Raw genomic sequence first — 21789 nt, 5'->3', positions numbered from 1 at the left:
GCCGCCTACGTCAGTCGATCGCGCCCGCGGGCCACCGCCAGTCGCGCACCTCGGGCAGGTCGTCGCCGTGGGCGCGGATGTACGCGTGGTGCTCGTCGAGCCTGGCCCGGCAGTGCGCCGCCGCCGCGTCCGCCGCCGCGTCGCCGCGCAGACGCGGAACCCGCTCGAGCACGTCGAGCGCGAGATGGAACCGGTCCACGTCGTTCAGCACCGTCATGTCGAACGGCGTGGTGGTCGTGCCCTCCTCCTTGAAGCCGCGCACGTGCAGGCTGCCGTGGTTCGTGCGCCGGTACGTCAGCCGGTGGATCAGCCACGGGTAGCCGTGGAACGCGAACACGATCGGGCGGTCGCGCGTGAACAGCGCGTCGAACTCCTCGTCGCTCACGCCGTGCGGGTGTTCGCGTTCCGGCTGCAGCGTCATGAGGTCCACCACGTTCACGACGCGCATCGCGAGGCCGGGCACGTGCGTGCGCAGCAGGTCGACGGCGGCGAGCGTCTCCATCGTCGGCACGTCGCCGCAGCACGCGAGCACGACGTCCGGGTCCGCGCCGCCGTCGTTGCTGGCCCAGTCCCACACGCCGAGCCCGCGCGCGCAGTGCGCCGCGGCGGCGTCGATGCCCAACCACTGCGGCGCCGGCTGCTTGCCCGCCACGATCACGTTCACGTAGTGGCGGCTGCGCAGGCAGTGGTCGGCGACCGCGAGCAGCGTGTTCGCGTCCGGCGGCAGGTACACGCGCACCACGTCGGCCTTCTTGTTCACGACGTGGTCGAGGAAGCCCGGATCCTGATGGCTCGCGCCGTTGTGATCCTGCCGCCAGACGTGCGACGTGAGCAGGTAGTTGAGCGACGCGATGGGCGCGCGCCACGAGATGCGGCGCGTGGTCTTGAGCCACTTCGCGTGCTGGTTGAACATCGAGTCGACGATGTGGATGAACGCCTCGTAGCACGAGAACAGCCCGTGGCGCCCGGTCAGCAGGTAGCCCTCCAGCCACCCCTGGCACAGGTGCTCGCTCAGCACCTCCATCACGCGGCCGTCGCGACTCACGTGCTCGTCGCCGGCGAGGATCACCGCCTCGGACGTGCGGTCGGTGACCTCGAACAGCGCGTCGAGCCGGTTGGACGACGTCTCGTCGGGCCCCACGACGCGGAAGTTGCGCGCGTCGGCGTTGAGCCGCATGACGTCGCGCAACATGGTGCCTAACACGCGCGTCGCCTCGCCGTCCACCGCGCCCGGCGCCGGCACGTCGACGGCGTAGGCGCGGAAGTCGGGCATCACGAGGTCGCGCAGCAGCAGGCCGCCGTTCGCGTGCGGGTTCGCGCCCATGCGGCGCTCGCCGACGGGCGCGAGCGCCGCCAGCTCCGGCACGAGGGCGCCGTCCGCGTCGAACAGCTCGTCCGGCCGGTAGCTCCGCAGCCACGCCTCGAGCAGCGCGAGATGCGCCGGATGCTCGGCGAGGCCGGCGAGCGGCACCTGGTGCGAGCGCCACGAGCCCTCGGTCGGCTTGCCGTCCACGACCTTCGGGCCCGTCCAGCCCTTCGGCGACCGCAGCACGATCATCGGCCACCGCGGCCGATCGACGACCCGGCGCTCGCGCGCGTCCGCCTGGATGTGGCGGATCTCGGCGACCACCTCGTCGAGCGTGACGGCCATCAGCGCGTGCATCGTCGCCGGGTCGTCGCCCGAGACGAAGAACGGCTCGTGCCCGTAGCCGCGCAACAGCGCGGTGAGGTCGTCGTCCCCGATGCGTGCCAGCACGGTGGGGCCGGCGATCTTGTAGCCGTTCAGGTGCAGGATCGGCAGCACCGCGCCGTCGCGCGCGGGGTTCAGGAACTTGTTCGAGTGCCAGCTCGCGGCGAGCGCGCCGGTCTCCGCCTCGCCGTCGCCGACGACACAGCACACGAAGAGGTCGGGATTGTCGAACGCCGCGCCGTACGCGTGCACGAGTGCGTAGCCGAGCTCCCCGCCCTCGTGGATCGAGCCGGGAGTTTCCGGCGCGGCGTGGCTCGGGATGCCGCCGGGATACGAGAACTGCGTGAACAGTCGCGTGAGGCCGGCGACGTCGCGCCCGATCTCGGGATACACCTCGCTGTACGTACCCTCGAGGTACGTGTTCGCCACCACGCCCGGCCCGCCGTGGCCGGGCCCCGCGATGAACATCGCGTTCAGGTCGTGCGCGCGGATCGCGCGGTTCATGTGCGCGTACACGAAGTTGAGCCCGGGCGTCGTGCCCCAGTGGCCCAGCAGCCGCGGCTTCACGTGGTCGAGCACGAGCGGCTCGCGCAACAGCGGGTTGCCGCGCAGGTAGATCTGGCCCACGCTCAGGAAGTTGGCGGCGCGCCAGTACGCGTCGATCGCCGACAGCTCGGCTTCGGCGAGCGTGCCGCGGGCGGCGACGCCCGGAACGCCGCCGAGTGCAGCGGCGGGTGGCCCGTCGTGCGTGGGCGCCAGCGTCACCGTCCCGCCGCGACCGTCACCGGCGCCGTCAGCCCGGGAGCCCCCACTGCGCGAGTCCAGAATCCCCCCGCGGCGCCCAGCAGGAGCAGGAGGGCGACGACGACGGCGAGCGCGAGGAGCACCTGGCGGAATCGCTGCCGGGCACCGTGTCCGGAGGACGCCGGGCGCTCGCCGAAGGCCTCCCAGACGTACATGACGTCCATCGGGCGTCGGCCCCGTTCGGTGTCGCGTGGTGCGCGCATGTGCGGCCTCGCTGGTGGACTACCGCCCCCCTCGTTCGGCGGGGCACGCCGCGCGGCGGCTTCGGTGCGACGGCCTCACCCCGTGGAGCGGAATCTCGTCGTGAGAGCGCACGTTGTCAACGTTTTGTCCAAGACATATTGCGGACAGCGACACGACACGTCGACGAGCCCCCGAATGACGCGAATGCCCCACCACGCTCGCAGGCCCTTGCCTTCGCAATGTCGGGCAGCCCACATTGAGGGCACCTGCCGCATGCGGCACCACTCTGCGGAAAGCCACCAGCGCGCAGAGCAACACGAGGCACCGACGGGCGCTACTGGCGACGCCACCATCCGGGGGCGTCGCCTTGTTCGTTCGGTTCCCATCGCGGGCCACGACCCGACTTTCGCGCCGTGAGGACCCGGCGCGCGCGTGCCGGCGGCGAGCCGCCGTCTGGCTGTCGACCGCGGCGCTCCCCGCCGTGTTGGGCGCGTGCGGCGTCCACGAATCACGCGCCGACGCGGACCGGGCTCCGGTCACCGTGCCGGCGGAGGCGCGCCCGGAGCTGCTCGCGAGCGGAGCGGCCGCGCTGGCTCTGTTCGGGGTTCGCCGATGGCGGCGAGACCGCGCCGAGCGCTCGACGTCGGCGCGACGTTCATCCTGACTCCGTCGCGCACAACGACCGCCCCCGCGGGCGGGCCGGGCCGCCGCCGAGCCTTGTTCGCGTCTGGCACCGGACGGGCCGACGACCTCCTCGCGGGGCCGATCCACGGTGAGCTGCTCGGCGCCGACCGGCTCGCCGATCGCGCGCGCGCGGTCGCGCGGACGCAGGTGCTCCGCACGGACCGCACGCCCGGCCGCCAGACGCGGCTCCTCTCGCGCCTCGACGATACGCGGCGTCTTCTCGCCGACGCCCGCGCGCGGCTCGGCGCGGCGGCCGAACGCGGGGCGGACGTCGGACCCGCCGGTGCGTGGCTCCTCGACAACCAGTACGTCGTCGAGGAGCACGTGCGGGAGGTGCGCGAGAGCCTGCCGGGCGCCTACTACGGCGAGCTCCCGAAGCTCGACGCCGGCCCGCTCGCCGGCTATCCGCGCGTGTACGAGATCGCGACCACCCTCATCGGCCACACCGAGGGGCGCATCGACGGCGCGAACGTGGAGCTCTTCGTCGCCGCGTTCCAGGAGGTCGCCCCGCTCGCCATCGGCGAGCTGTGGGCCGTGCCGGCGATGCTGCGGCTCGCGCTCATCGAGAGCCTGCGGCGGATGACCATCCGGACGCTGCGGCGGCTGGACGAGGTCGAGGCGGCGGACGACTGGGCGGCGCGTCTCGCCGGACCCGACGACGGGGAGAGCGCGGTGCCGCCCGAGGTCCTCGAGGAGTTCCTCGCACACCATCCGCCGCTGACGCCGGCATTCGTCTCGAGGTTCCTGCCGCAGCTGCGGCTCGCGGACCACGCGCTCCAGTCACACGTGTGGCTCGCGTCGTGGATGGCCGAGGAGGGAGTGAGCGCCGAAGACGCCGCCGCGCGGGCGCACGAGCGGCTCGCGCTCACGCAGGTGATCACGGCCAACAGCATCACGAGCCTGCGCGCGCTCGGCCGCCTGCACTGGAAGGAGTTCGTGGAGCGGCAGAGCGTGCTCGAGGCGACGCTGCGGACCGACCCGGCGGCCGTCTATGCCGACATGACGTTCGCGACGCGCGATGCCTACCGGCACGTGGTGGAGCGCGTCGCGCGGCGCACGCAGCGGGCCGAGCGCGAGGTCGCCGAGCTGGCCGTTCGGCTGGCCGGCGAAGGACGGCAGCGCTGGCCCGACGACGTGGCCCGCGGTCACGTCGGCTACTACCTGGTGGACGCGGGACGCGCGACCCTCGAGGCGGCCACCGGCTACGCGCCCGACGCCGGCGAGGCGCTCGGTCGGCGGGTGCTGCGCCACCCGAACGTCGTGCTGTTCGGCGGCATCGGCGCCGGCACGCTCGCCGCGCTCGCCGCGGTGCTGTGGCTCGGCGACGTGCACCTCGGCGCGGGGTGGGCGGCGTGGCTCCCGATCGTGCTGCTCACGCTCGTGCCCGCGAACGAGATCGCGGTCGGGACGGTCAACCGCCTGGTGACGGCGTTCCTGCCGCCGCGGACGCTGCCGAAGCTCGACCTGAGCCGTCCGGGCGGCATCCCGCCCGAGCTCCGCACGGCCGTCGTGATCCCCACGCTGTTCGGCAGCGTCGAGGCGGTGCGCGAGGCACTGGACAACCTGGAGGTGCAGTTCCTCGCCAACCGCGAGGCGCACCTGCACTTCGCGGTGATCGGCGACTTCACCGACGCGCCCCACGAGACGGCGCCCGGCGACGCCGCGATCGTCGCGGCCGCCGTGGACGGCGTGCACGCGCTGAACGCGCGCTACGCCGCCGGGCGCGCGGACGCGTTCTACCTGTTCCATCGGTCGAGGCGCTGGAACGCGCGGCAGGGCGTGTGGATGGGCTGGGAGCGCAAGCGCGGCAAGCTGGCGGAGTTCAACCGCTTCCTCCGCGGCGCGGCGCCCGACGCGTTCTCCGTGGTGGTGGGCGACGTCGCGGCGCTCCGCGGCGTCCGCTACGCCATCACCCTCGACGCCGACACGGTGCTCCCGCCGGACGCCGCTCCGCTGCTCGTCGGCGCGCTGGCTCACCCGCTGAACCGCGCGGTGTACGACGCGTCGTTAGGCCGCGTCGTGCGCGGCTACGGCATCCTGCAGCCGCGCGTCGGCGTCTCGCTGCCGAGCGCGCACCGCTCGCGGTTCGCCGAGATCCACTCCGGGCATCCCGGCGTCGATCCGTACACCACGGCCGTGTCCGACGTCTACCAGGACCTCTACGGCGAGGGGAGCTTCACGGGGAAGGGGATCTACGACGTCGACGCGTTCGAGGAGGCGACGCACGGCCGCTTCCCGGAGAACACGCTGCTCTCGCACGACCTGATCGAGGGGAGCTACGCCCGCGCGGGGCTGGCGACCGACATCGAGGTGCTGGACGACTACCCGACGCGCTATCTCACGCACGCGCGCCGCAAGCATCGGTGGATCCGCGGCGACTGGCAGCTGCTGCGATGGCTCGGGCCGACGGTGCCCGGACCGGACGGACCGGAGCCCAACCGTCTCTCGCTGTTGTCGCGCTGGCGGCTGTTCGACAACCTGCGGCGCAGCCTCGTCGAGATCGCGCAGCTCGCGCTGCTCGTCGTCGGCTGGACCGTGCTTCCGGGCTCGCCGCTGCGGTGGACGGCGCTCGGCCTCCTCGCGATCGCCGCGCCGTGGATCGTCTCCCTGCTCCTCGCGGCGCTGCGTCCGCCGCTCGACCGGTCGTGGCGCGCGTACTACACCGCCGTGGGGCACGATGCGGCGACGAGCGCCCGGCAGCTCGCGCTGGCGGTCACGTTCCTCCCGCATCAGGCGTGGCTCTCCGCCGACGCGATCGCCCGATCGCTGTGGCGCACGCTCGTCTCCGGCCGCCACCTCCTCGAGTGGCAGACGGCGTCGCAGACGGAGCGCGCGGCGACGGGCACGGCGTCGGCCGTGTGGCGCACGATGTGGCCCGCTGTCGCGCTGGCGATCGGCGCGCTCGCCGTGGTCGCGCCGCGCTGGATGGCGTGCACGCCGGCCGAACGGTGGCGGCTCGCCGCGGCGGCGCTGCCCCTGGTCGCGCTGTGGATCGCGTCGCCGGCCGTGGCGCGCGCGCTGAGCGCGCCGCCCGTGCGCCGCGAGCGGCGGCTCGACGCGGCGCACCGCGCGGCGGCCACGCGGTACGCGCTGGCGCACTGGCAGTTCTTCGAGCGCTTCGTCTCCGCGGAGACGAACTGGCTGGCGCCCGACAACTTCCAGGAGGACCCGGCGCCCGTCGTGGCGATGCGCACGTCGCCGACGAACGTCGGGCTGCAGCTGCTCGCGACGATCAGCGCGCACGACCTCGGCTTCATCCCGCTGGAGCGGATGACCGAGCGGCTCGAGCGGGCGTTCGACGCGCTGGCGCGCATGCGCCGCTTCCGCGGGCACTTCTACAACTGGTACGACCTGCACGACCTGCGGGTGCTCGAGCCGGCGTATGTCTCCACGGTCGACAGCGGGAACCTGGCCGGCCACCTCATTGCCGTCCGCCAGGCGTGCCTCGGCCTAACGACGTTAGGCTCCGGTCCAGGGCTCGACGCGCGGCTCCGCGCGCTCGCGCGGCAGGCGGGCGAGTACGCCGAGGCGATGGACTTCGGCCTCCTGTTCGACCGCGACCGCGAGCTGTTCTCGATCGGCTACCAGGAGGCGACGCACACGCTCGACGCGTCGTCGTACGACCTGCTCGCGTCCGAGGCCCGGCTGGCGAGCTTCGTGGCGATCGCCCGCAACCAGGCGCCGGTGGACCACTGGTTCCGGCTCGGCCGCACGCTCACGCACGCCGAGGGCGCGACGGCGCTCGTGTCGTGGAGCGGAAGCATGTTCGAGTACCTGATGCCGGCGCTCGTGATGCGGACCTTCCCGCTCACGCTGCTCGATCAGACGTACCACGGCGCCGTGCGTCGGCAGGTCGCCTACGCCGCCGCGCGCAGCGTCCCGTGGGGCATCAGCGAGAGCGCGTACAACCTCCGCGACCGCCACCTCACGTACCAGTACCGCGCGTTCGGCGTCCCCGACCTGGCGCTGAAGCGCGGCCTCGGCCACGACCTGGTGGTCGCCCCGTACGCCTCGGCGCTCGCGGCGATGGTGGATCCCGGCGCGGCGCTCGACAACCTCGCCGCGCTCGAGGACGACGGGGCGCTCGGCCCGTACGGCTTTCGCGATGCGCTCGACTTCACGCGCCCCGACCCCGGCGCGCGGTTCGCGCTCGTGCGCAACTACATGGCGCACCACGTCGGCATGAGCCTCGTCGCGCTGACGAACGTGCTCGCGGGCGACGTGTGGCCGCGGCGGTTCCACGCCGACCCGCTTGTGCGCGCCGCCGAGCTGCTGCTGCAGGAGCGCATCCCGCGGCGCCTCCTGCTCCAGCCGGCGCAGGCGGACGTCGCCGAGGGTGCATCCCCGGCCCCCGAGCTCGAGCGCCCGACGGTCCGCGCGTACGAGACGCCCGACACGCCGCAGCCGCGCGTCGTCCTGCTCGGTCACCTGCCCTACACCATCATGGTGACCAACGCCGGCTCTGGGTACAGCCGCTACGAGGGGCTCGCGGTGACGCGGTGGCGCGCCGACGCGACGACCGACGACGTCGGGCAGTTCTGCTACGTGAAGGACGTCACGTCCGGACGGGTGTGGAGCGCGACGCACCAGCCCGTGTGCGCGCCGGCCGACTCGTATCTCGCGCACTTCGCGACCGACCGCGCGACGTTCCACCGCGTGGACGGCGAGGTCGAGACACGGACCGAGATCGCCGTGGTGCCGGCAGACGCGGCCGAGGTGCGGCGCGTGACCGTGACCAACAACGGCTCGCGCGCGCGCGAGGTGGAGCTCACGAGCTACGCCGAAGTGGTGCTCGCGCCGCCCGACGCCGACCGCGCGCACCCCGCGTTCTCGAATCTGTTCGTGCAGACCGAGTGGCACGCGTGGTGTTCCGCGCTGTTCGCCACGCGCCGGCCGCGCTCGGCCACCGAGGCGTCCGTGTGGTGCGTGCACGTCGTGGCGGTCGACGGCACGCTCGGCGGCCCGATCACGTACGAGACCGATCGCGCGCGCTTCGTCGGCCGCGGACGTACGGTGCGCCGTCCCGCGGCACTCGACCCGCTCGCCGACGGCCCGCTCTCCGGCACGACCGGCGCCGTGCTCGATCCGGTTGTCGCGCTGCGGGCCCGCGTGCGGCTGGACCCCGGGCAGTCGGCCACGGTCGCGTTCACCACGCTCGTCGCCACGACGCGCGAGCGCGCGTTCGAGCTCGCCGACCGCTACGACGACCCGACCGCCTCCCAGCGGGCGCTCGATCTGGCGTGGACGACGGCGCAGGTGGAGCTGCGCGAGCTGAACGTCACGCCGACCGACACGGCACTGTTCCAGGATGTCGCCGGGCATCTGCTCTACGGGGAGCCCGCGTTAGGCGCGGACGCCGACGAGCGCGCGCGGAGCCGCGGGTCGCAGCCGCTGCTCTGGGCGGCCGGCATCTCCGGCGACTGGCCGATCCTGCTCGCCACGATCGACGCGCCCGACGGGCTGCCCACGCTGCGGCAGCTCCTGTCGGCGCACCAGTACTGGCGCCGACGCGGCATGCTGGTGGATCTCGTCGTGCTCGACGCGCGTCCGCCGACGTACCTGCAGGACCTGCACGACCGCGTCATCGCGGCCGTCGCCGCGTCGACCGAAGCGGGCGTCGTCGACCAGCCTGGCGGCGTGTTCGTGCGACGCGCCGAGCTGCTCGCCCCCGACGTGCTGCTCCTGCTGCGCACGACGGCGCGCGTGCACGTGGCGTGCGACGGCCGCTCGCTCGGCCACACGCTCGACGCGTCCGCCGCGGGAGACGCGGACGCGCCGGCCGGCGACCCCGCGATGTCCGCGCTCCGCCGGGCGGAGCGGAGCGCGCCGCAGGTGGTGCAGGCGCTGCAGCGACTCACCGCGCGGCTGCTGCATCACGTCTCCGCGCTCACGACGGACACCGACGAGACGCCCGTCGTCGCGCCGTACGCGGCGCCGCACAAGGCGGCGCGCGACGCGCACCCCGACGCGCTGTCGCTCGACAACGGCGTCGGCGGACTGACCGACGACGGCGACTACGAGATACGCCTGCGCGCCGGCGCGCTGCCCCCGGCGCCGTGGGCGAACGTCGTCGCGAACCCGCGCGGCGGCTTCGTCGTCACCGAGCGCGGCGCCGGGTTCGCGTGGGCGGAGAACAGCTACTTCTACCGCCTGACGCCGTGGCACAACGACCCGGTGAGCGATCCGGCGAGCGACGTCGTCTACCTGCGCGACGAGGCGAGCGGCGACGTGTGGAGCGCGACGCCGGCCCCCATCCGGCACGCGCCGGCGTACACCGTGCGCCACCGGGCAGGCAGCTCGACGTTCGAGCACGAGCACGAGGGCATCGCGTCCGCGCTCACGCTGGGGCTCGCGCCCGACGAGCCGGTGAAGGTCTCGCTGCTGCGTCTGACGAATCGCGACGCGCGACCGCGACGTCTGACGGTGACCGCCTACGTGGAGTGGACGCTCGGCGTGCTCCGCGAGCACTCCCGGCACCACGTGCAGACGACGTTCGACGCGGCGCGGCGCGCGATCCTGGCCCGCAACCCGTTCGACCCGCAGTTCGCCGGACACGTGGCGTTCTGCGCGATGAGCGAGCCGGTCACCGCGCACACGGCCGACCGCCGCGAGTTCCTCGGCCGCAACGGCGCGACCGACGCGCCGCGCGCCCTCGCGCACCCCGGCACGCCGCTCAGCGGACGGGTGGGCGTCGGGCTCGACCCGTGCGCCGCGCTGCAGTGCCGCATCGACCTCGCGCCCGGCGAGACGCGCGAGATCGCCATCGCGTTAGGCGCGGGCGCGAGCGAGGCCGACGCGCGCCGACTCGTCGACGCGTACGGCGGGGCGGGGCCCGCCCGCGGCGCGGTCGACCGCACGACGGGCGAGTGGCGCCGGCGCCTAACGGTGGTCCGCGTGCGCACGCCGCAGCCGTCGTTCGACGCGATGGTCAACCGGTGGGCGCTGTACCAGGCGCTCGCCTGCCGCATGTGGGCGCGCTCCGCGCTCTATCAGTCGAGCGGCGCCTACGGCTTCCGCGACCAGCTCCAGGACAGCATGGCGTTCGTGTACGCGGAGCCGGCGGTGGCCCGCGCGCACGTGCTGCGCGCCGCCGCGCGGCAGTTCGTCGAGGGCGACGTGCAGCACTGGTGGCACCCGCAGAGCGGCCGCGGCGTGCGCACGCGCTTCTCCGACGACATGGCCTGGCTGCCGTACGTCGTCGACCACTACGTGCGCGTGACCGGCGACGCCACGGTGCTCGACGAGGAGGTGCCGTTCCTCGCGTCGCCGCCGCTCGCGCCGGACGAGGACGAGCGGTACGACCTGCCGCAGGTCGCGGACGAGACGGCGAGCGTGTACGAGCACTGCCTGCGCGCGCTGCGACGCGCCGCCACGACGGGCGCGCACGGGCTGCCGCTCATCGGCACCGGCGACTGGAACGACGGCATGAACCGGGTGGGCGTCGAGGGCCGGGGCGAGAGCGTGTGGCTCGCGTGGTTCCTGACCGACGCGCTGCGCCGCTTCGCGGGCCACGCCGAGGCGCGCGCGGATCCGGCGGTCGCCGCGGAGCTGCGCGCGCGCGCCGCCGCGTACGCCGCGGCCGCGGAAGCGGGCGCGTGGGACGGCGCGTGGTACCGGCGCGCGTACTTCGACGACGGCACGCCGTTAGGCTCGGCGGCGAGCGACGAGTGCCGGATCGACGCGATCGCGCAGAGCTGGAGCGTGATCTCCGGCGCCGGCGACCCGGCGCGCCAGCGCGAGGCGATGCGGTCGTTCGAGACGCACCTCGTGCGCGAGGACGCGCGCCTGCTCATGCTGCTCACCCCGCCGTTCGACAGGACGCCTAACGATCCGGGCTACATCAAGGGCTACCTCCCGGGCGTGCGCGAGAACGGCGCGCAGTACACGCACGCCGCGCTCTGGTCCGTGCTCGCGACCGCGCTGTCGGGCGACGGCGACCGCGCGTTCGAGCTGTTCCAGATGATCAACCCGCTCACGCACGCGCGCACGCCCGACGAGGTGGCGACGTACAAGGTCGAGCCCTACGTCGTCGCCGCGGACGTGTACACCGCGGACGGGCAGCTCGGCCGCGGCGGGTGGACGTGGTACACGGGCTCCGCGAGCTGGCTCTATCGCGTGGCGCTGGAGACCATCCTCGGCTTCACGAAGCGCGGCGATACGCTCTCGCTCACGCCGTGCGTGCCGCGCGAGTGGCCGGGCTACTCGATCGTGTATCGATACGGCGCCACCGAATACCACGTCACGGTGGAGTCGATCGACGCGGCGGGCGATGCCGAACCGTCGGTCACGCTCGACGGACGACGTCTGCCCGATCCGTTCCTCCCGCTGGCCGACGACGGCGCGACGCACGACGTGCGCGTGATCGCGGTCCGCGGGCCCCGGTCACGTCGAGCGGACTATGTATTGCAGCGAACATAGTGCGGTGGGCGCCGTCAGCTCCAATCCGGGGCATCGCGCGATCCATGAGCCGGCTCCGCCGGCACGGAGGTACTCTCGTGCGCGACCTGCCCTTGCTCACCGACGCCGCGTCGGCGTCGACGCCCGCCGCCTCGCCGGCCGACCATCCGACGCTGGAGGGGCGCCGGCGCGGCCTGCTCCTCTACCCCGAGTTCCCGAGCAGCTCCTTCTGGAGCTACCGGTCCATCATGCCGATGGTCGGCGCGAAGGCGGCGTTCCCGCCGCTCGGACTGCTCACGTTCGCGGCCCTCATGCCGGAGAGCTGGTCGTTCGAGCTGATCGACCTGAACGTCCGGCGCCCCCCCGACGCGGAGCTGCGCGCGCGGATCGCCGGCGCCGACGCCGTGTTCGTGAGCGCGATGTCGGTGCAGAAGCGATCGCTGCTCCGCGTGCTGGAGGGTGCGGGGCGCGGGCTCGACACGCCGTGGGTGCTCGGCGGCCCGTACGCGTCGAGCTTCCGCGACGAGATCCTCGACCCCCACACGGCGTCCGACGAGGTGCTCCACCGCGGGCTCGACCTCCTCGTGTGGGGCGAGGGCGGCCAGTGGACCGCGACGATCGACCGGGTGCTGCGCAGCGCCGAGGGGTGCCGCCACTCGGACGGACGGCCGACGCTGCTCATCCCCGCCGCCATCGCCGCGCAGGAGCCGGGGTCGCGGAAGATGCTCAACGACCGCTCGATCTTCCGCGAGCTCGACACCACGCCGCCGCCGCGGTGGGATCTGATCGACGTGCGCGACTACCGCGCGATGATGGTGCAGACCACCGTCGGCTGTCGGTTCCGCTGCGACTTCTGCGACATCATCCAGTTCAATGGCGGCTTCACGCGGCCGAAGACGCTGGCGTCGGTGCGCCAGGAGCTCTCGGCGCTCCACGCGCTCGGCTACCGCGGCGGGATCTTCACGGTCGACGACAACTTCGTCGGCAACCCGGACGCGATCACGGCGATCCTGCACGAGATGATCGCGTTCCAGCGCGAGCACGGGTACCCGTTCTCGTTCTACACGCAGGCGAGCCTGGACCTCGGGTCGCCGAAGCTGGCGCACCTGCTGCCGCTGATGCGGCAGGCCGGATTCGAGCAGGTGTTCCTCGGGATCGAGAATCCCGACCCGGCGGCGTTGAACGCGATGAACAAGAAGCAGAACGTGAAGGCCGACATCCCCGGCACGGTGGCCGCGATCCAGGGCGCGGGGATCGAGGTCATGGCGGGATTCATCTTCGGCGGCGACGCGGACACCCCCGCGACGGCCGATCGCATCGCGGCGTTCGCCGAGCGGGCCGCGATCCCGACCGCGATGGCCGGCATGCTGACGCCGATCCCGCACACGCCGCTCACGGAGCGGCTGCGTGCCGAGGGTCGACTGCTGCCGAGCGAGTTCTCCAGCAGCAACGTGACCGACGAGGTGCAGTTCGTTCCACACGGGATGACGGTCGCCGAGATGCGGTCGGGCTACGACGCGATGCTGCGACGCCTGTTCGCCCCCGGCGCGACGCACCGCCGCTCCGCGGCGCTCCTCGAGCGGCTGCAACCGCACGTGTTCCACGCCCGCCACGGGCGCCGCGCGGATCTCCGGGCAGCGCTCCGCTCGCTGTGGCGGCAGGGGGTGGCGAGCGCTTCGCGGCCCGCCTACGTCCGCCTGCTGTGGACCGCGGCCCGGCTGGACAGGAACCGATTCCTCGGCGCCGGGCGGGCGGCGCGCGAGATCCAGCGTCGTCTCCACGCGCACGATCGGGGCAGGGCCATCGCGCCCGAGCGCGAGGCCGCCGAGCTCCTGGCGCTGGTTGACCACGCGTGCGACGCGATGGTGCGCGCCGGATCGGAGCGCGCCCTGGACGACGTCGCGGGCTGGGCCGCGGGGCTGCGCGAGCGGATCACCGGCGGCCGCGTGACGCCGGACGACCTGCGGTCGCTGTCGCACTGGGGCCTGGAGTACTTCGCCCTGCAGCGGAAGCTGCACCGGTTCCCGGGCGCGTACGTGGAGAAGGCGTTCAACCTCGCCATCAAGGGGCTGCACTACGAGACCGTGATGCGCGGGATCGCCTCGTCGGCGTAGGCGGCGCGTCAGCCGTCCGCGAGCGGTCGTTTCTGTCAAGAATTTGTCTAGGACAATACCTTGACAATAGGCCGCTCCGGTGGTATCCTTCGGCCATGCGGGACGGCGGGTCGGACCGGTCGTTCAGCAGTCAGCATCAGGTCCGCGCTGGAGACTCGCCATGAACCGCTCCCCGCTGCTGCTCGTCCTCACCGCCAGCGGACTGGTTACCGCGGCGTGCAACCCATTCCGCAGCCCGTTCAAGCAGGCGCCGGTGGTCGAGGTGACCACGCGCGACGCGAACGCGAACGCGCGCTGGAACGCGACGCTGGTCTCTCCGGCGAGCCTCGCCGGCGCCGTGCAGATGACGGGCACGGCCGTCATGACGCCCGGCTCGAACGCGGGCAACACGCAGGTCTCCGTCTCGCTCGCGAACGCCTCGCCGGGTGGCGTGCATCCCTGGCAGCTGCGCCGCGGGCAGTGCGGCATGGACGACGGCGTGTTCGGCCTGGCCGACGCGTACAAGTCGCTCACCGTCGACGACCAGGGCCGCTCCACGAGCTCGGTGACGGTGCCGCTCGTGATGCCGACCGAGGGCAACTACTACGTCCGCGTCGGCGCGTCGGCGGCGAACCCGGAGACGGTCGTCGCCTGCGGCAACCTCGCGGCGCCCAGCCGCTGAGCCGCGGCGGTCCCGCCCGCGCCGTGCCTAACGCCCGCCTAACCGGCGCCTCACAAGCGTCCATCCCGAGAGGAGCCACCGTGACGAACGTGAACGCTCCACTGATCACCCTGGCGCGCAAGCTCGCGCCCCTCGCCGACCGCGTGGTCATCAAGGCGACCGACGAGGCGGAGCAGCGGCGCGGCGGCCTCTTCATCCCGGATACCGCGAAGGAGAAGCCGCAGCAGGGGGAGATCATCGCCGCCGGCCCGGGCAAGTTCGACGAGAAGGGCGGCCAGCGGATCCCGATGGACGTCAAGGTCGGCGACAAGGTGCTCTACGGGAAGTACAGCGGCACCGAGGTCACCATCGACGGCGAGCCGTACCTGATCCTCCGCGAGTCCGACGTGCTCGCGATCGTCGGCTGAGCCCAACAATCAAGCGAGAGGTCAGACTCATGGCTGCGAAGGAACTGCATTTCAACACCGAGGCGCGCGCGGCGCTCAAGCGCGGCGTCGACCAGCTCGCCGAGGCGGTGAAGGTCACGCTCGGGCCGAAGGGCCGGAACGTCGTCATCGACAAGAAGTTCGGCGCCCCCACCGTGACTAAGGACGGCGTCACGGTCGCGAAGGAGATCGAGCTGACCGATCCGCTCGAGAACATGGGCGCCCAGATGGTGAAGGAGGTCGCGACGAAGACCAGCGACAACGCCGGTGACGGCACCACGACGGCGACCGTGCTCGCCCAGGCGATCTTCCGCGAGGGCCTGAAGAACGTGACGGCCGGCGCGAACCCGATGGCGCTGAAGCGCGGCATCGACAAGGCCGTGCAGGCGATCATCGAGGAGCTCAAGAAGATCTCCGTCCCCACCGCCGGCAAGAAGGAGATCGCGCAGGTCGGCGCCATCTCGGCGAACAACGACAAGGAGATCGGTGACCTCATCGCCGAGGCGATGGAGAAGGTCGGCAAGGACGGCGTCATCACGGTCGAGGAAGCGAAGGGCCTCGAGACGACGCTCGAAGCCAAGGAAGGCATGCTCTTTGACCGCGGCTATCTCTCGCCGTACTTCGTCACGGATCCGGACAAGATGGAGGCCGTCCTCGAGGACGCCGTCATCCTGATCCACGACAAGAAGATCTCCTCGATGAAAGACGTGCTGCCCGTGCTCGAGAAGGTCGCGCAGGCGGGCCGCCCGCTGCTCATCATCGCCGAGGACGTCGAGGGCGAGGCGCTCGCCACGCTGGTCGTCAACAAGCTGCGCGGCACGCTGCGCGTGGTCGCGGTGAAGGCGCCGGGCTTCGGTGATCGCCGCAAGGCGATGCTGCAGGACGTCGCCGTCCTCACCGGCGGCGAGGTCATCTCCGAGGAAGTCGGCTTCAAGCTGGAGGGCGCCGAGCTGCGGCAGCTCGGCCGGGCCGAGCGGATCGTGGTGGACAAGGAGAGCACGACGATCATCGACAACGCCGCGGGCAACAAGGACGCCATCCAGGGACGCCTCAGAGAGATCAAGGGCGCGATCGAGAAGAGCACGTCGGACTACGACAAGGAGAAGCTGCAGGAGCGGCTGGCGAAGCTCGCCGGCGGCGTCGCCATCATCAACGTCGGCGCGGCGACCGAGGCGGAGATGAAGGAGAAGAAGGCCCGCGTCGAGGACGCGCTGCACGCGACCCGCGCGGCCGTCGAAGAGGGCATCGTCCCGGGCGGCGGCGTCGCGCTCGTGCGCGCGCAGAAGGCGCTCGATGCGCTGAAGCTCGAAGACCCCGACGAGCAGATCGGCGTGCAGATCGTCAGGCGCGCGGTCGAGGCGCCGCTGCGCACCATCGTGCAGAACGCGGGCGGCGAGGGCTCGATCGTGCTCTCCCGCGTGCGCGGGGCCGACGAGGTCGCGTACGGCTACAACGCGCTCACGGACACGTACGAGGACCTCGTGCAGGCGGGCGTCATCGACCCGACGAAGGTCACGCGCATGGCGCTCCAGAACGCGGCGTCGATCGCGAGCCTGCTGCTCACCACCGAGGCAACGATCGTCGAGCGGAAGCAGAAGGCGGCCGCCGGCGCGGGCCAGGGTGCCGGCGACGGCATGGGGGGCATGGGCGGCATGGGCGGCATGTACTGAGGCTCGTTAGGCACCCGCGGCCCGACGACGGCGCCGCGTCTCACATCGCCGGCGCGACCGGCTGGAGCACCGCATGGACAGAAACGGAAAGAAGCCGAAGGCGGCGCGCGACGCGTCGAACCCGCAGCGCAGCGACCAGAAGAACGCCGCGCGGGACGTCTTGGGCCGCATGGCGGCCGACGCGCAGCTCCAGCGCGCGCGCACCGGCGACGCGACCGCGCCGCCTAACGGCCCGCGGAAGGGCCACCGGCCGTAGCCGACGTGGGAGCCGAGGCCCCGACCGCCGCCGACGCGACACGCGACCAGCTCGTCACGCATCTGCGGGCCGACGCCGCCGCGCACGACGCGGACCTGTTCGACGCGATCGGTCGGCGCTTCGACGACGTGGCGCGCCGCTTCCCGCGCGCGGTCGGACCGGGGATCGGCCGGCTGCGCGTCGCGCTCACGTTCTGGGACGGGTGGATCGACGCGCGCAACAACGGCTGGCCCGACGGGCCGATCCACCGCTCGGCCTGGGCAGGCCTCGCGCGCGGCGTGGCGGCCGACCTCGAGGCCGACCGCGAGATCGCGGATCCGCTCGTGCGGGAGCGTTTCGACGTCGCGGCCAACACGTGCCTCAACGACCGCATGCGGGCGCTCACCGTCCGACTGCGCGATCGGTGACGCCGCCGCGCCCCCGCGCGGCTACGGGAGAAGACCCGATGGCACGACCACGCGGGGAATCAGGCACGCGCGGACGAGGTCGCGCACGACCGCGTTGACCGGACGTACCGGCGGGCGCGGGTCGACGGGGCCGCCTTCATCCTCCCAGCGGGCCAGCTCCGCCCGGCCATCCCCGGCGCTCGACGGGGCGGGCGCGATGGCGCCGACGGCGACGACCGCGTCGTCCCCGGTCCGCTCGACCGCCGGAGCGGTCTCGGGCCCGCCGTGCGACGACGCGCGCAGCTCGTCGCGCTCACGTTCGCTCTCCTGCTCGACCAGCGCGCGCCATCCAACGGCTCGCTGCGCTCGGTGCGTCGACATACCGCGCCTCCACGAAGGTGGTGCCACAGCGCGTGCTCCACGACCCGAAAGCTCGCACGGGCGCGGCGTTTTGTCAACGCTTTGTACAGGACAACTTCCGGACAAAGGAGGCGTCGGACGCTTTCACCGCGCGAGCGCCTCGCGCAGCCGCTCCCCACGCTCCCCCGCCGGCCCCGGCGAGCGCGGGCCCGGGCGGCCCGGCTCCGGCACCGTGTCGACCACCGCGAACGTCGGCCCGCGCGCGCCTAACAGTTCGGGCAGCGCCGTCGTCCACGCGGCGAGATCGCCGAACCGGTGCGTCGCGCCGAGGCCGCACGCGCGCGCCAGCGCCGCGTAGTCCACGCGCCCCGCGCCCGGCGTGGGCTGCGCGCCGGTCACCTCGTACACGCCGTTGTCGAACAGCAGCACCACGAGGTTCGCGGGCGCCGCCTCGGCGATCGTGACGAGCGAGCCGAGGTTCATCAGCATCGACCCGTCGCCGTTGCACACGATCACGCGGCGGTGCGGCTGCGCGAGCGCGATGCCGAGCGCGAACGTCGTCGCCTGCCCCATGCTCGACGGCACGAGCACGAGGTCGAGCGGGTGCGCGCCGAGCGCCATCCACTCGCGCGCCGCGGCCATCGTGGTCACCACCACGTCGTCGTCGCCGCGCCGGTCGCGGAGCGCGGCGAGCGCCTCACGGAGCGCGATCACGCCTTGCCCTCCGCGATCACTGCGGCGCCCGGGCGGCGCGCCTCGCGACACGCGAGGTAGTGCGCGCGGATCGCGTCGAGCTGCGACGGCTCGGTGACGAGGCGGTAGTCGATGCGCCACGCGTCGAGCACCGGCTCCGTGAACACGAGACACGTATCGCCGGGGAGCGTGCTCTGATCGAGGTAGCTGCGATAGCCGATGAGCGCGAACACCGGCAGCTTCCAGTCGTGCAGCACGTTGCGCAACGCGTCGCCCGACTCGAACAGGCCGGTGCACTGGATCATGACGAGCGGCGTCGCGCCGCCGAGGTAGAGGCCGCCCGCGACGCCCCACGCCTCCCCCTCGCGGCAGACGCGTACGAGCGTCAGCTTGGAGGTGCGCTCGATCGCCGCGTACCAGGTGCCGAGCGTGCTGTCGGGGACCGTGACGACGTGGGTGACCCCGACGTCGGTGAGGAGGGACGCGATCTGCTCGCCGGTGAACATGCCGAACGCTCGCGCCCCGCGCACGCCGCGGCAAGCGTCGGTGCCTTCCCGGACATGACCACGATGCCTAACAGACTCCGCGCCCGCTTCCTCACCGCGACGCTCGTCCTCATGGCGTGCGGGCCGACGCACCACAGCACCACGCCGCCGGCGACGGTCGTCTTCACGAACGACTCGGCGGACCTGGCCGAGGTCTACGCGGTGCGGTCGAGCGGCGGCGCGATCCGCATCGGCACGGTGGAGGCGGGACGCACCGCGCAGCTCCGGGTGCCCGCGACCGCGCTCGGCGGCGACGGCACGGTGACGTTCTCGGCGCGCATCTTCGCGCGGCCGCGCATCACGCCGACGTCGGGGCCGGTGCCGCTGCGCGAGGGCGAGAGCGTGGCGGTGCGGCTCCCCGCCGACCTGCGCATGCTGTCGGTGCTTCCCGTGCGCCAGCCGTAGCCGCGCACGCTCGCACCTCACTCCGCACGCAGCGCCCGCACCGGATCCGTCGCCGCCGCGCGACGCGCCGGCAGCCAGCTCGCCGCCAGCGCCACCGCGATCAGGATCGCGGCGCCGCCGGCGAACGTGACGACGTCGAGCGGGCTCACGCCGAGCAGGAACGACATCAGGAGCCGCGTGGTGCCCACCGCGAGCAGGAGCCCGATGCCCAGGCCGACGGCCACCGGCCGCATCCCGTCGCCGGTGACGAGCCGCAGCACGTCGCGGCGGCCGGCGCCTAACGCCATCCGCACGCCGATCTCGCGCGCGCGCTGGCCGACGAGGTAGGCGACGATGCCGTACAGCCCGACGGCGGCGAGGAGCAGGCCGACGGCGCCCATCACCGCCGTGACGAGCGCGCCGACTCGCTGCGGGAGAAGCACGCCGCTGGTCTCGGCGCTCAACGTCGTCACCGCCGGCGCGGGGAGCGCGGGGTCGAGCTCCCGCACGGCGGCGCGGATCGCCGGTGCGAGGCGCGCCGCATCGCCGCTCGTCCGCACGAGGAGCTCGGCGTGGTCGGCGCGACGTCTCGCCGCGGCCTGCCCGATCGCGAAGTAGGCGAACGGCCGGAGCTCCTCGCCGAGCGACCAGTACTTCGCGTCGCGCGCGACGCCGACGATGGTGACCGCTTCACTGCCGCGACGGAACGTGCGCCCGATCGCGCTCCCGCCGGCCGGCCAGAACCGGCGGACGAAGGCCTGATTCACCACGGCCACCCGCGCCGCGCGCTCGTCGTCGGCGGCGATGAAACCGCGCCCCTCCACGATCGGCATCTGCAGGGTCTCGAAGTATCCCGCGTCGACCTCCTCGAAGCGCACCGGCGTTCCGTCCGCGTTCGCCGGCGGCACGGGCGAGCCGTCGATTCGCAGATCCACGCTGTTGCCGCCGCTGAGTGGGAGATTGCGCGCGTACGAGACGGCGACCACGCGCGGCGACTGCGCGATCCGGTCCTTCAACGCGTGGAGGAGGAGTCGCCCCTTCGCGTCGTCGTATTCGTGCATGCCGAGGTCGAACCCGGCGACGGCGACGTTCGACGTGTCGAACCCGAGATCGACGTGACGCCCACGATCGAGCGCCCGCAGGAACAGCCCTGCCGCGACCAGCAGCAGGAACGACACCGACATCTGGCCGGCGATGAGCAGGCTCTGGACGGTGGAGCGCCGCGAGCCCGCGCCGGCCGTATCGTCGCGCAGCCGCCCGCTGACGCCGACGCGCGCCGACTGCAGCGCCGGCGCGAGGCCGAACGCGACGCCGGTGACGAGCGACAGGACGAGCGCGAACGCGAGCACGCGCGCGTCCGGCGCGAAGTCGGGGGCCAGCGGCAGGCTCACCGAGAGCGGGAGGCGCGCGAGCAGGCGCGTCGCGTACAGCGCGATCAGCACGCCGCCGGCGGCGCCGACGACGTAAAGCAGCAGGCTCTCGGTGAGCAGCTGTCGAACGAGGCGGCCGCGCGTCGCGCCTAACGCCAGGCGCACGGCGGTCTCGCGCCGGCGGGCGACGGCGCGGGCCAGCAGCATCGCCGCGACGTTGATGCTGGCGATGAGCAGCACGAGTCCCGACGCGCCGAGCAGCAGCGCCATGAATCCCAGGACCCGGCCGTGCATGTCGTACGGCAGGCCCGAGAGCGACGCGAGGCGCACGGTCGTGTAGCGTCGGTCGTCGGCCGGCCCGTTCCCCTCCGCGGCGTACTGCGCCACGAGGCGCGAGAGCTCGCGCTGGACCACGCTCCGATCGACGCCGCTGCGGACGAGCGCGAACGTCTGGAGCCACCCGGGACGGGGGTTGGTGAGGAGGTCGTTGCCCGGCGAGAGCAGCGGCAGGGCGGCCATCGGCACCCACGCGTCCGTGCGCATGAGCGCGAAGACCCCGCCGAACCTCGGCGGCGCGACGCCGACGACCGTGAACGCGTACCCGTTCACGCGCACGGTGCGGCCGATCACCCGCGGATCGGCGCCGAGCCGCGTCGTCCAAAAGCCGTGCGAGATCACGACGACGGGGTGCGCGCCGGGCGCGCCGTCCTCGTCCGGCGTGAAGAAGCGTCCGAGCGCCGGCCGCACGCCCAGCGCTCCGAAGTAGTTGCCCGTGACGATGGCGCCCTGCGCGGCGACGCTCTCCTCGCCGGCGTCGATCGTGAGCGGCATGAACGACCAGGCGGCGAGGTCGGCCATCGGACGCGTCGCGGCGCCGTCGCGGAGGAACCGGTACAGCGGATACGACACCCAGTTGTCGCCGGTCCCGTCGGGGAGCGCGCGGTGCACCTCGACGACCGCGTCGGCGTTCGACACGCCGGGGAGTGGGCGCAGCGCGACCGCGTTCGCCACGCTGAAGATCGTCGTCACCGCACCGGTGCCTAACGCGATGACGAGCACCGCGATGGCGGTGAAGACCGGCGTCTTGCGAAGCATCCGGCCGGCGAAGCGCAGGTCGCGCGCGAGGGTCTGGAGCATGGGGCCGACAGTGCACGTCGCGGCAGAGCG

General features: G+C 73.1%; 14 protein-coding genes. 8 read left to right on the top strand and 6 right to left on the bottom strand.

Translation table 11 applies throughout. The features are described 5' to 3' along the window. Window positions 1-10: 10 nt before the first annotated feature. Both J421_RS30815 and J421_RS30810 read right to left on the bottom strand, forming a co-directional pair. On the bottom strand, window positions 11-2362 hold the full coding sequence (locus J421_RS30815; protein WP_236646407.1) for a phosphoketolase family protein: 2352 nt from the start codon (window positions 2360-2362) through the stop codon (window positions 11-13). Window positions 2363-2451: 89 nt separating this feature from the next. After that, window positions 2452-2697 carry a hypothetical protein gene (locus J421_RS30810; protein WP_148306647.1) on the bottom strand — a complete coding sequence of 82 codons (246 nt, stop codon included), beginning with the start codon at window positions 2695-2697 and terminating at the stop codon, window positions 2452-2454. Between the two features lie 697 nt (window positions 2698-3394). On the opposite strand from J421_RS30810, the gene J421_RS30805 reads away from it, so the two are divergent. From J421_RS30805 to J421_RS30775, 7 genes are all read left to right on the top strand, one after another. Next, window positions 3395-11779 (top strand): GH36-type glycosyl hydrolase domain-containing protein, encoded by an 8385-nt coding sequence (locus tag J421_RS30805; RefSeq protein ID WP_025414981.1) that lies wholly within the window; start codon window positions 3395-3397, stop codon window positions 11777-11779. A gap of 77 nt (window positions 11780-11856) precedes the next feature. After that, window positions 11857-13872 (top strand): B12-binding domain-containing radical SAM protein, encoded by a 2016-nt coding sequence (locus J421_RS30800; RefSeq protein WP_158509003.1) that lies wholly within the window; start codon window positions 11857-11859, stop codon window positions 13870-13872. 160 nt (window positions 13873-14032) lie between these two features. Continuing rightward, entirely contained in the window at window positions 14033-14533 is a 501-nt protein-coding gene (locus tag J421_RS30795) for a hypothetical protein (protein WP_025414979.1), read from the top strand. A 110-nt stretch (window positions 14534-14643) separates the two neighbouring features. After that, window positions 14644-14940: a co-chaperone GroES gene (gene groES, locus J421_RS30790; protein ID WP_104023621.1), complete on the top strand. Its 297-nt coding sequence runs from the start codon at window positions 14644-14646 to the stop codon at window positions 14938-14940. Window positions 14941-14969: 29 nt separating this feature from the next. Next, window positions 14970-16628, top strand: a complete 1659-nt coding sequence (groL, locus tag J421_RS30785; RefSeq protein WP_025414977.1) for a chaperonin GroEL — start codon at window positions 14970-14972, stop codon at window positions 16626-16628. A gap of 73 nt (window positions 16629-16701) precedes the next feature. Continuing rightward, window positions 16702-16884 carry a hypothetical protein gene (locus tag J421_RS30780; protein ID WP_025414976.1) on the top strand — a complete coding sequence of 61 codons (183 nt, stop codon included), beginning with the start codon at window positions 16702-16704 and terminating at the stop codon, window positions 16882-16884. A 5-nt stretch (window positions 16885-16889) separates the two neighbouring features. Then, a complete protein-coding gene (locus J421_RS30775) occupies window positions 16890-17291 on the top strand; it encodes a hypothetical protein (RefSeq protein WP_025414975.1) in 402 nt (133 codons plus the stop codon). A gap of 21 nt (window positions 17292-17312) precedes the next feature. Here J421_RS30775 and J421_RS30770 read toward each other — a convergent pair whose 3' ends face one another. The 3 genes from J421_RS30770 to J421_RS30760 form a co-directional block, all read right to left on the bottom strand. After that, window positions 17313-17651, bottom strand: a complete 339-nt coding sequence (locus J421_RS30770; RefSeq protein ID WP_025414974.1) for a hypothetical protein — start codon at window positions 17649-17651, stop codon at window positions 17313-17315. 123 nt (window positions 17652-17774) lie between these two features. Continuing rightward, complete coding sequence (locus J421_RS30765) at window positions 17775-18344, bottom strand: thiamine pyrophosphate-dependent enzyme (protein WP_025414973.1); 570 nt, start codon at window positions 18342-18344, stop codon at window positions 17775-17777. Continuing rightward, window positions 18341-18853 carry a thiamine pyrophosphate-binding protein gene (locus J421_RS30760; protein WP_025414972.1) on the bottom strand — a complete coding sequence of 171 codons (513 nt, stop codon included), beginning with the start codon at window positions 18851-18853 and terminating at the stop codon, window positions 18341-18343. Before J421_RS30760 ends, J421_RS30765 begins: the two co-directional genes overlap by 4 nt. A gap of 39 nt (window positions 18854-18892) precedes the next feature. On the opposite strand from J421_RS30760, the gene J421_RS30755 reads away from it, so the two are divergent. Further along, window positions 18893-19273: a hypothetical protein gene (locus J421_RS30755; RefSeq protein ID WP_148306646.1), complete on the top strand. Its 381-nt coding sequence runs from the start codon at window positions 18893-18895 to the stop codon at window positions 19271-19273. A 17-nt stretch (window positions 19274-19290) separates the two neighbouring features. Here J421_RS30755 and J421_RS30750 read toward each other — a convergent pair whose 3' ends face one another. Beyond that, a complete protein-coding gene (locus J421_RS30750) occupies window positions 19291-21759 on the bottom strand; it encodes an ABC transporter permease (RefSeq protein ID WP_025414970.1) in 2469 nt (822 codons plus the stop codon). Between the last annotated feature and the right edge of the window lie 30 nt (window positions 21760-21789).

The sequence above is a fragment of the Gemmatirosa kalamazoonensis genome, assembly GCF_000522985.1.
Classification (GTDB): domain Bacteria; phylum Gemmatimonadota; class Gemmatimonadetes; order Gemmatimonadales; family Gemmatimonadaceae; genus Gemmatirosa; species Gemmatirosa kalamazoonensis.
The sequence above is the reverse complement of the archived record's forward strand: the minus strand, read 5'-3'. Positions and strand labels throughout refer to the sequence as shown.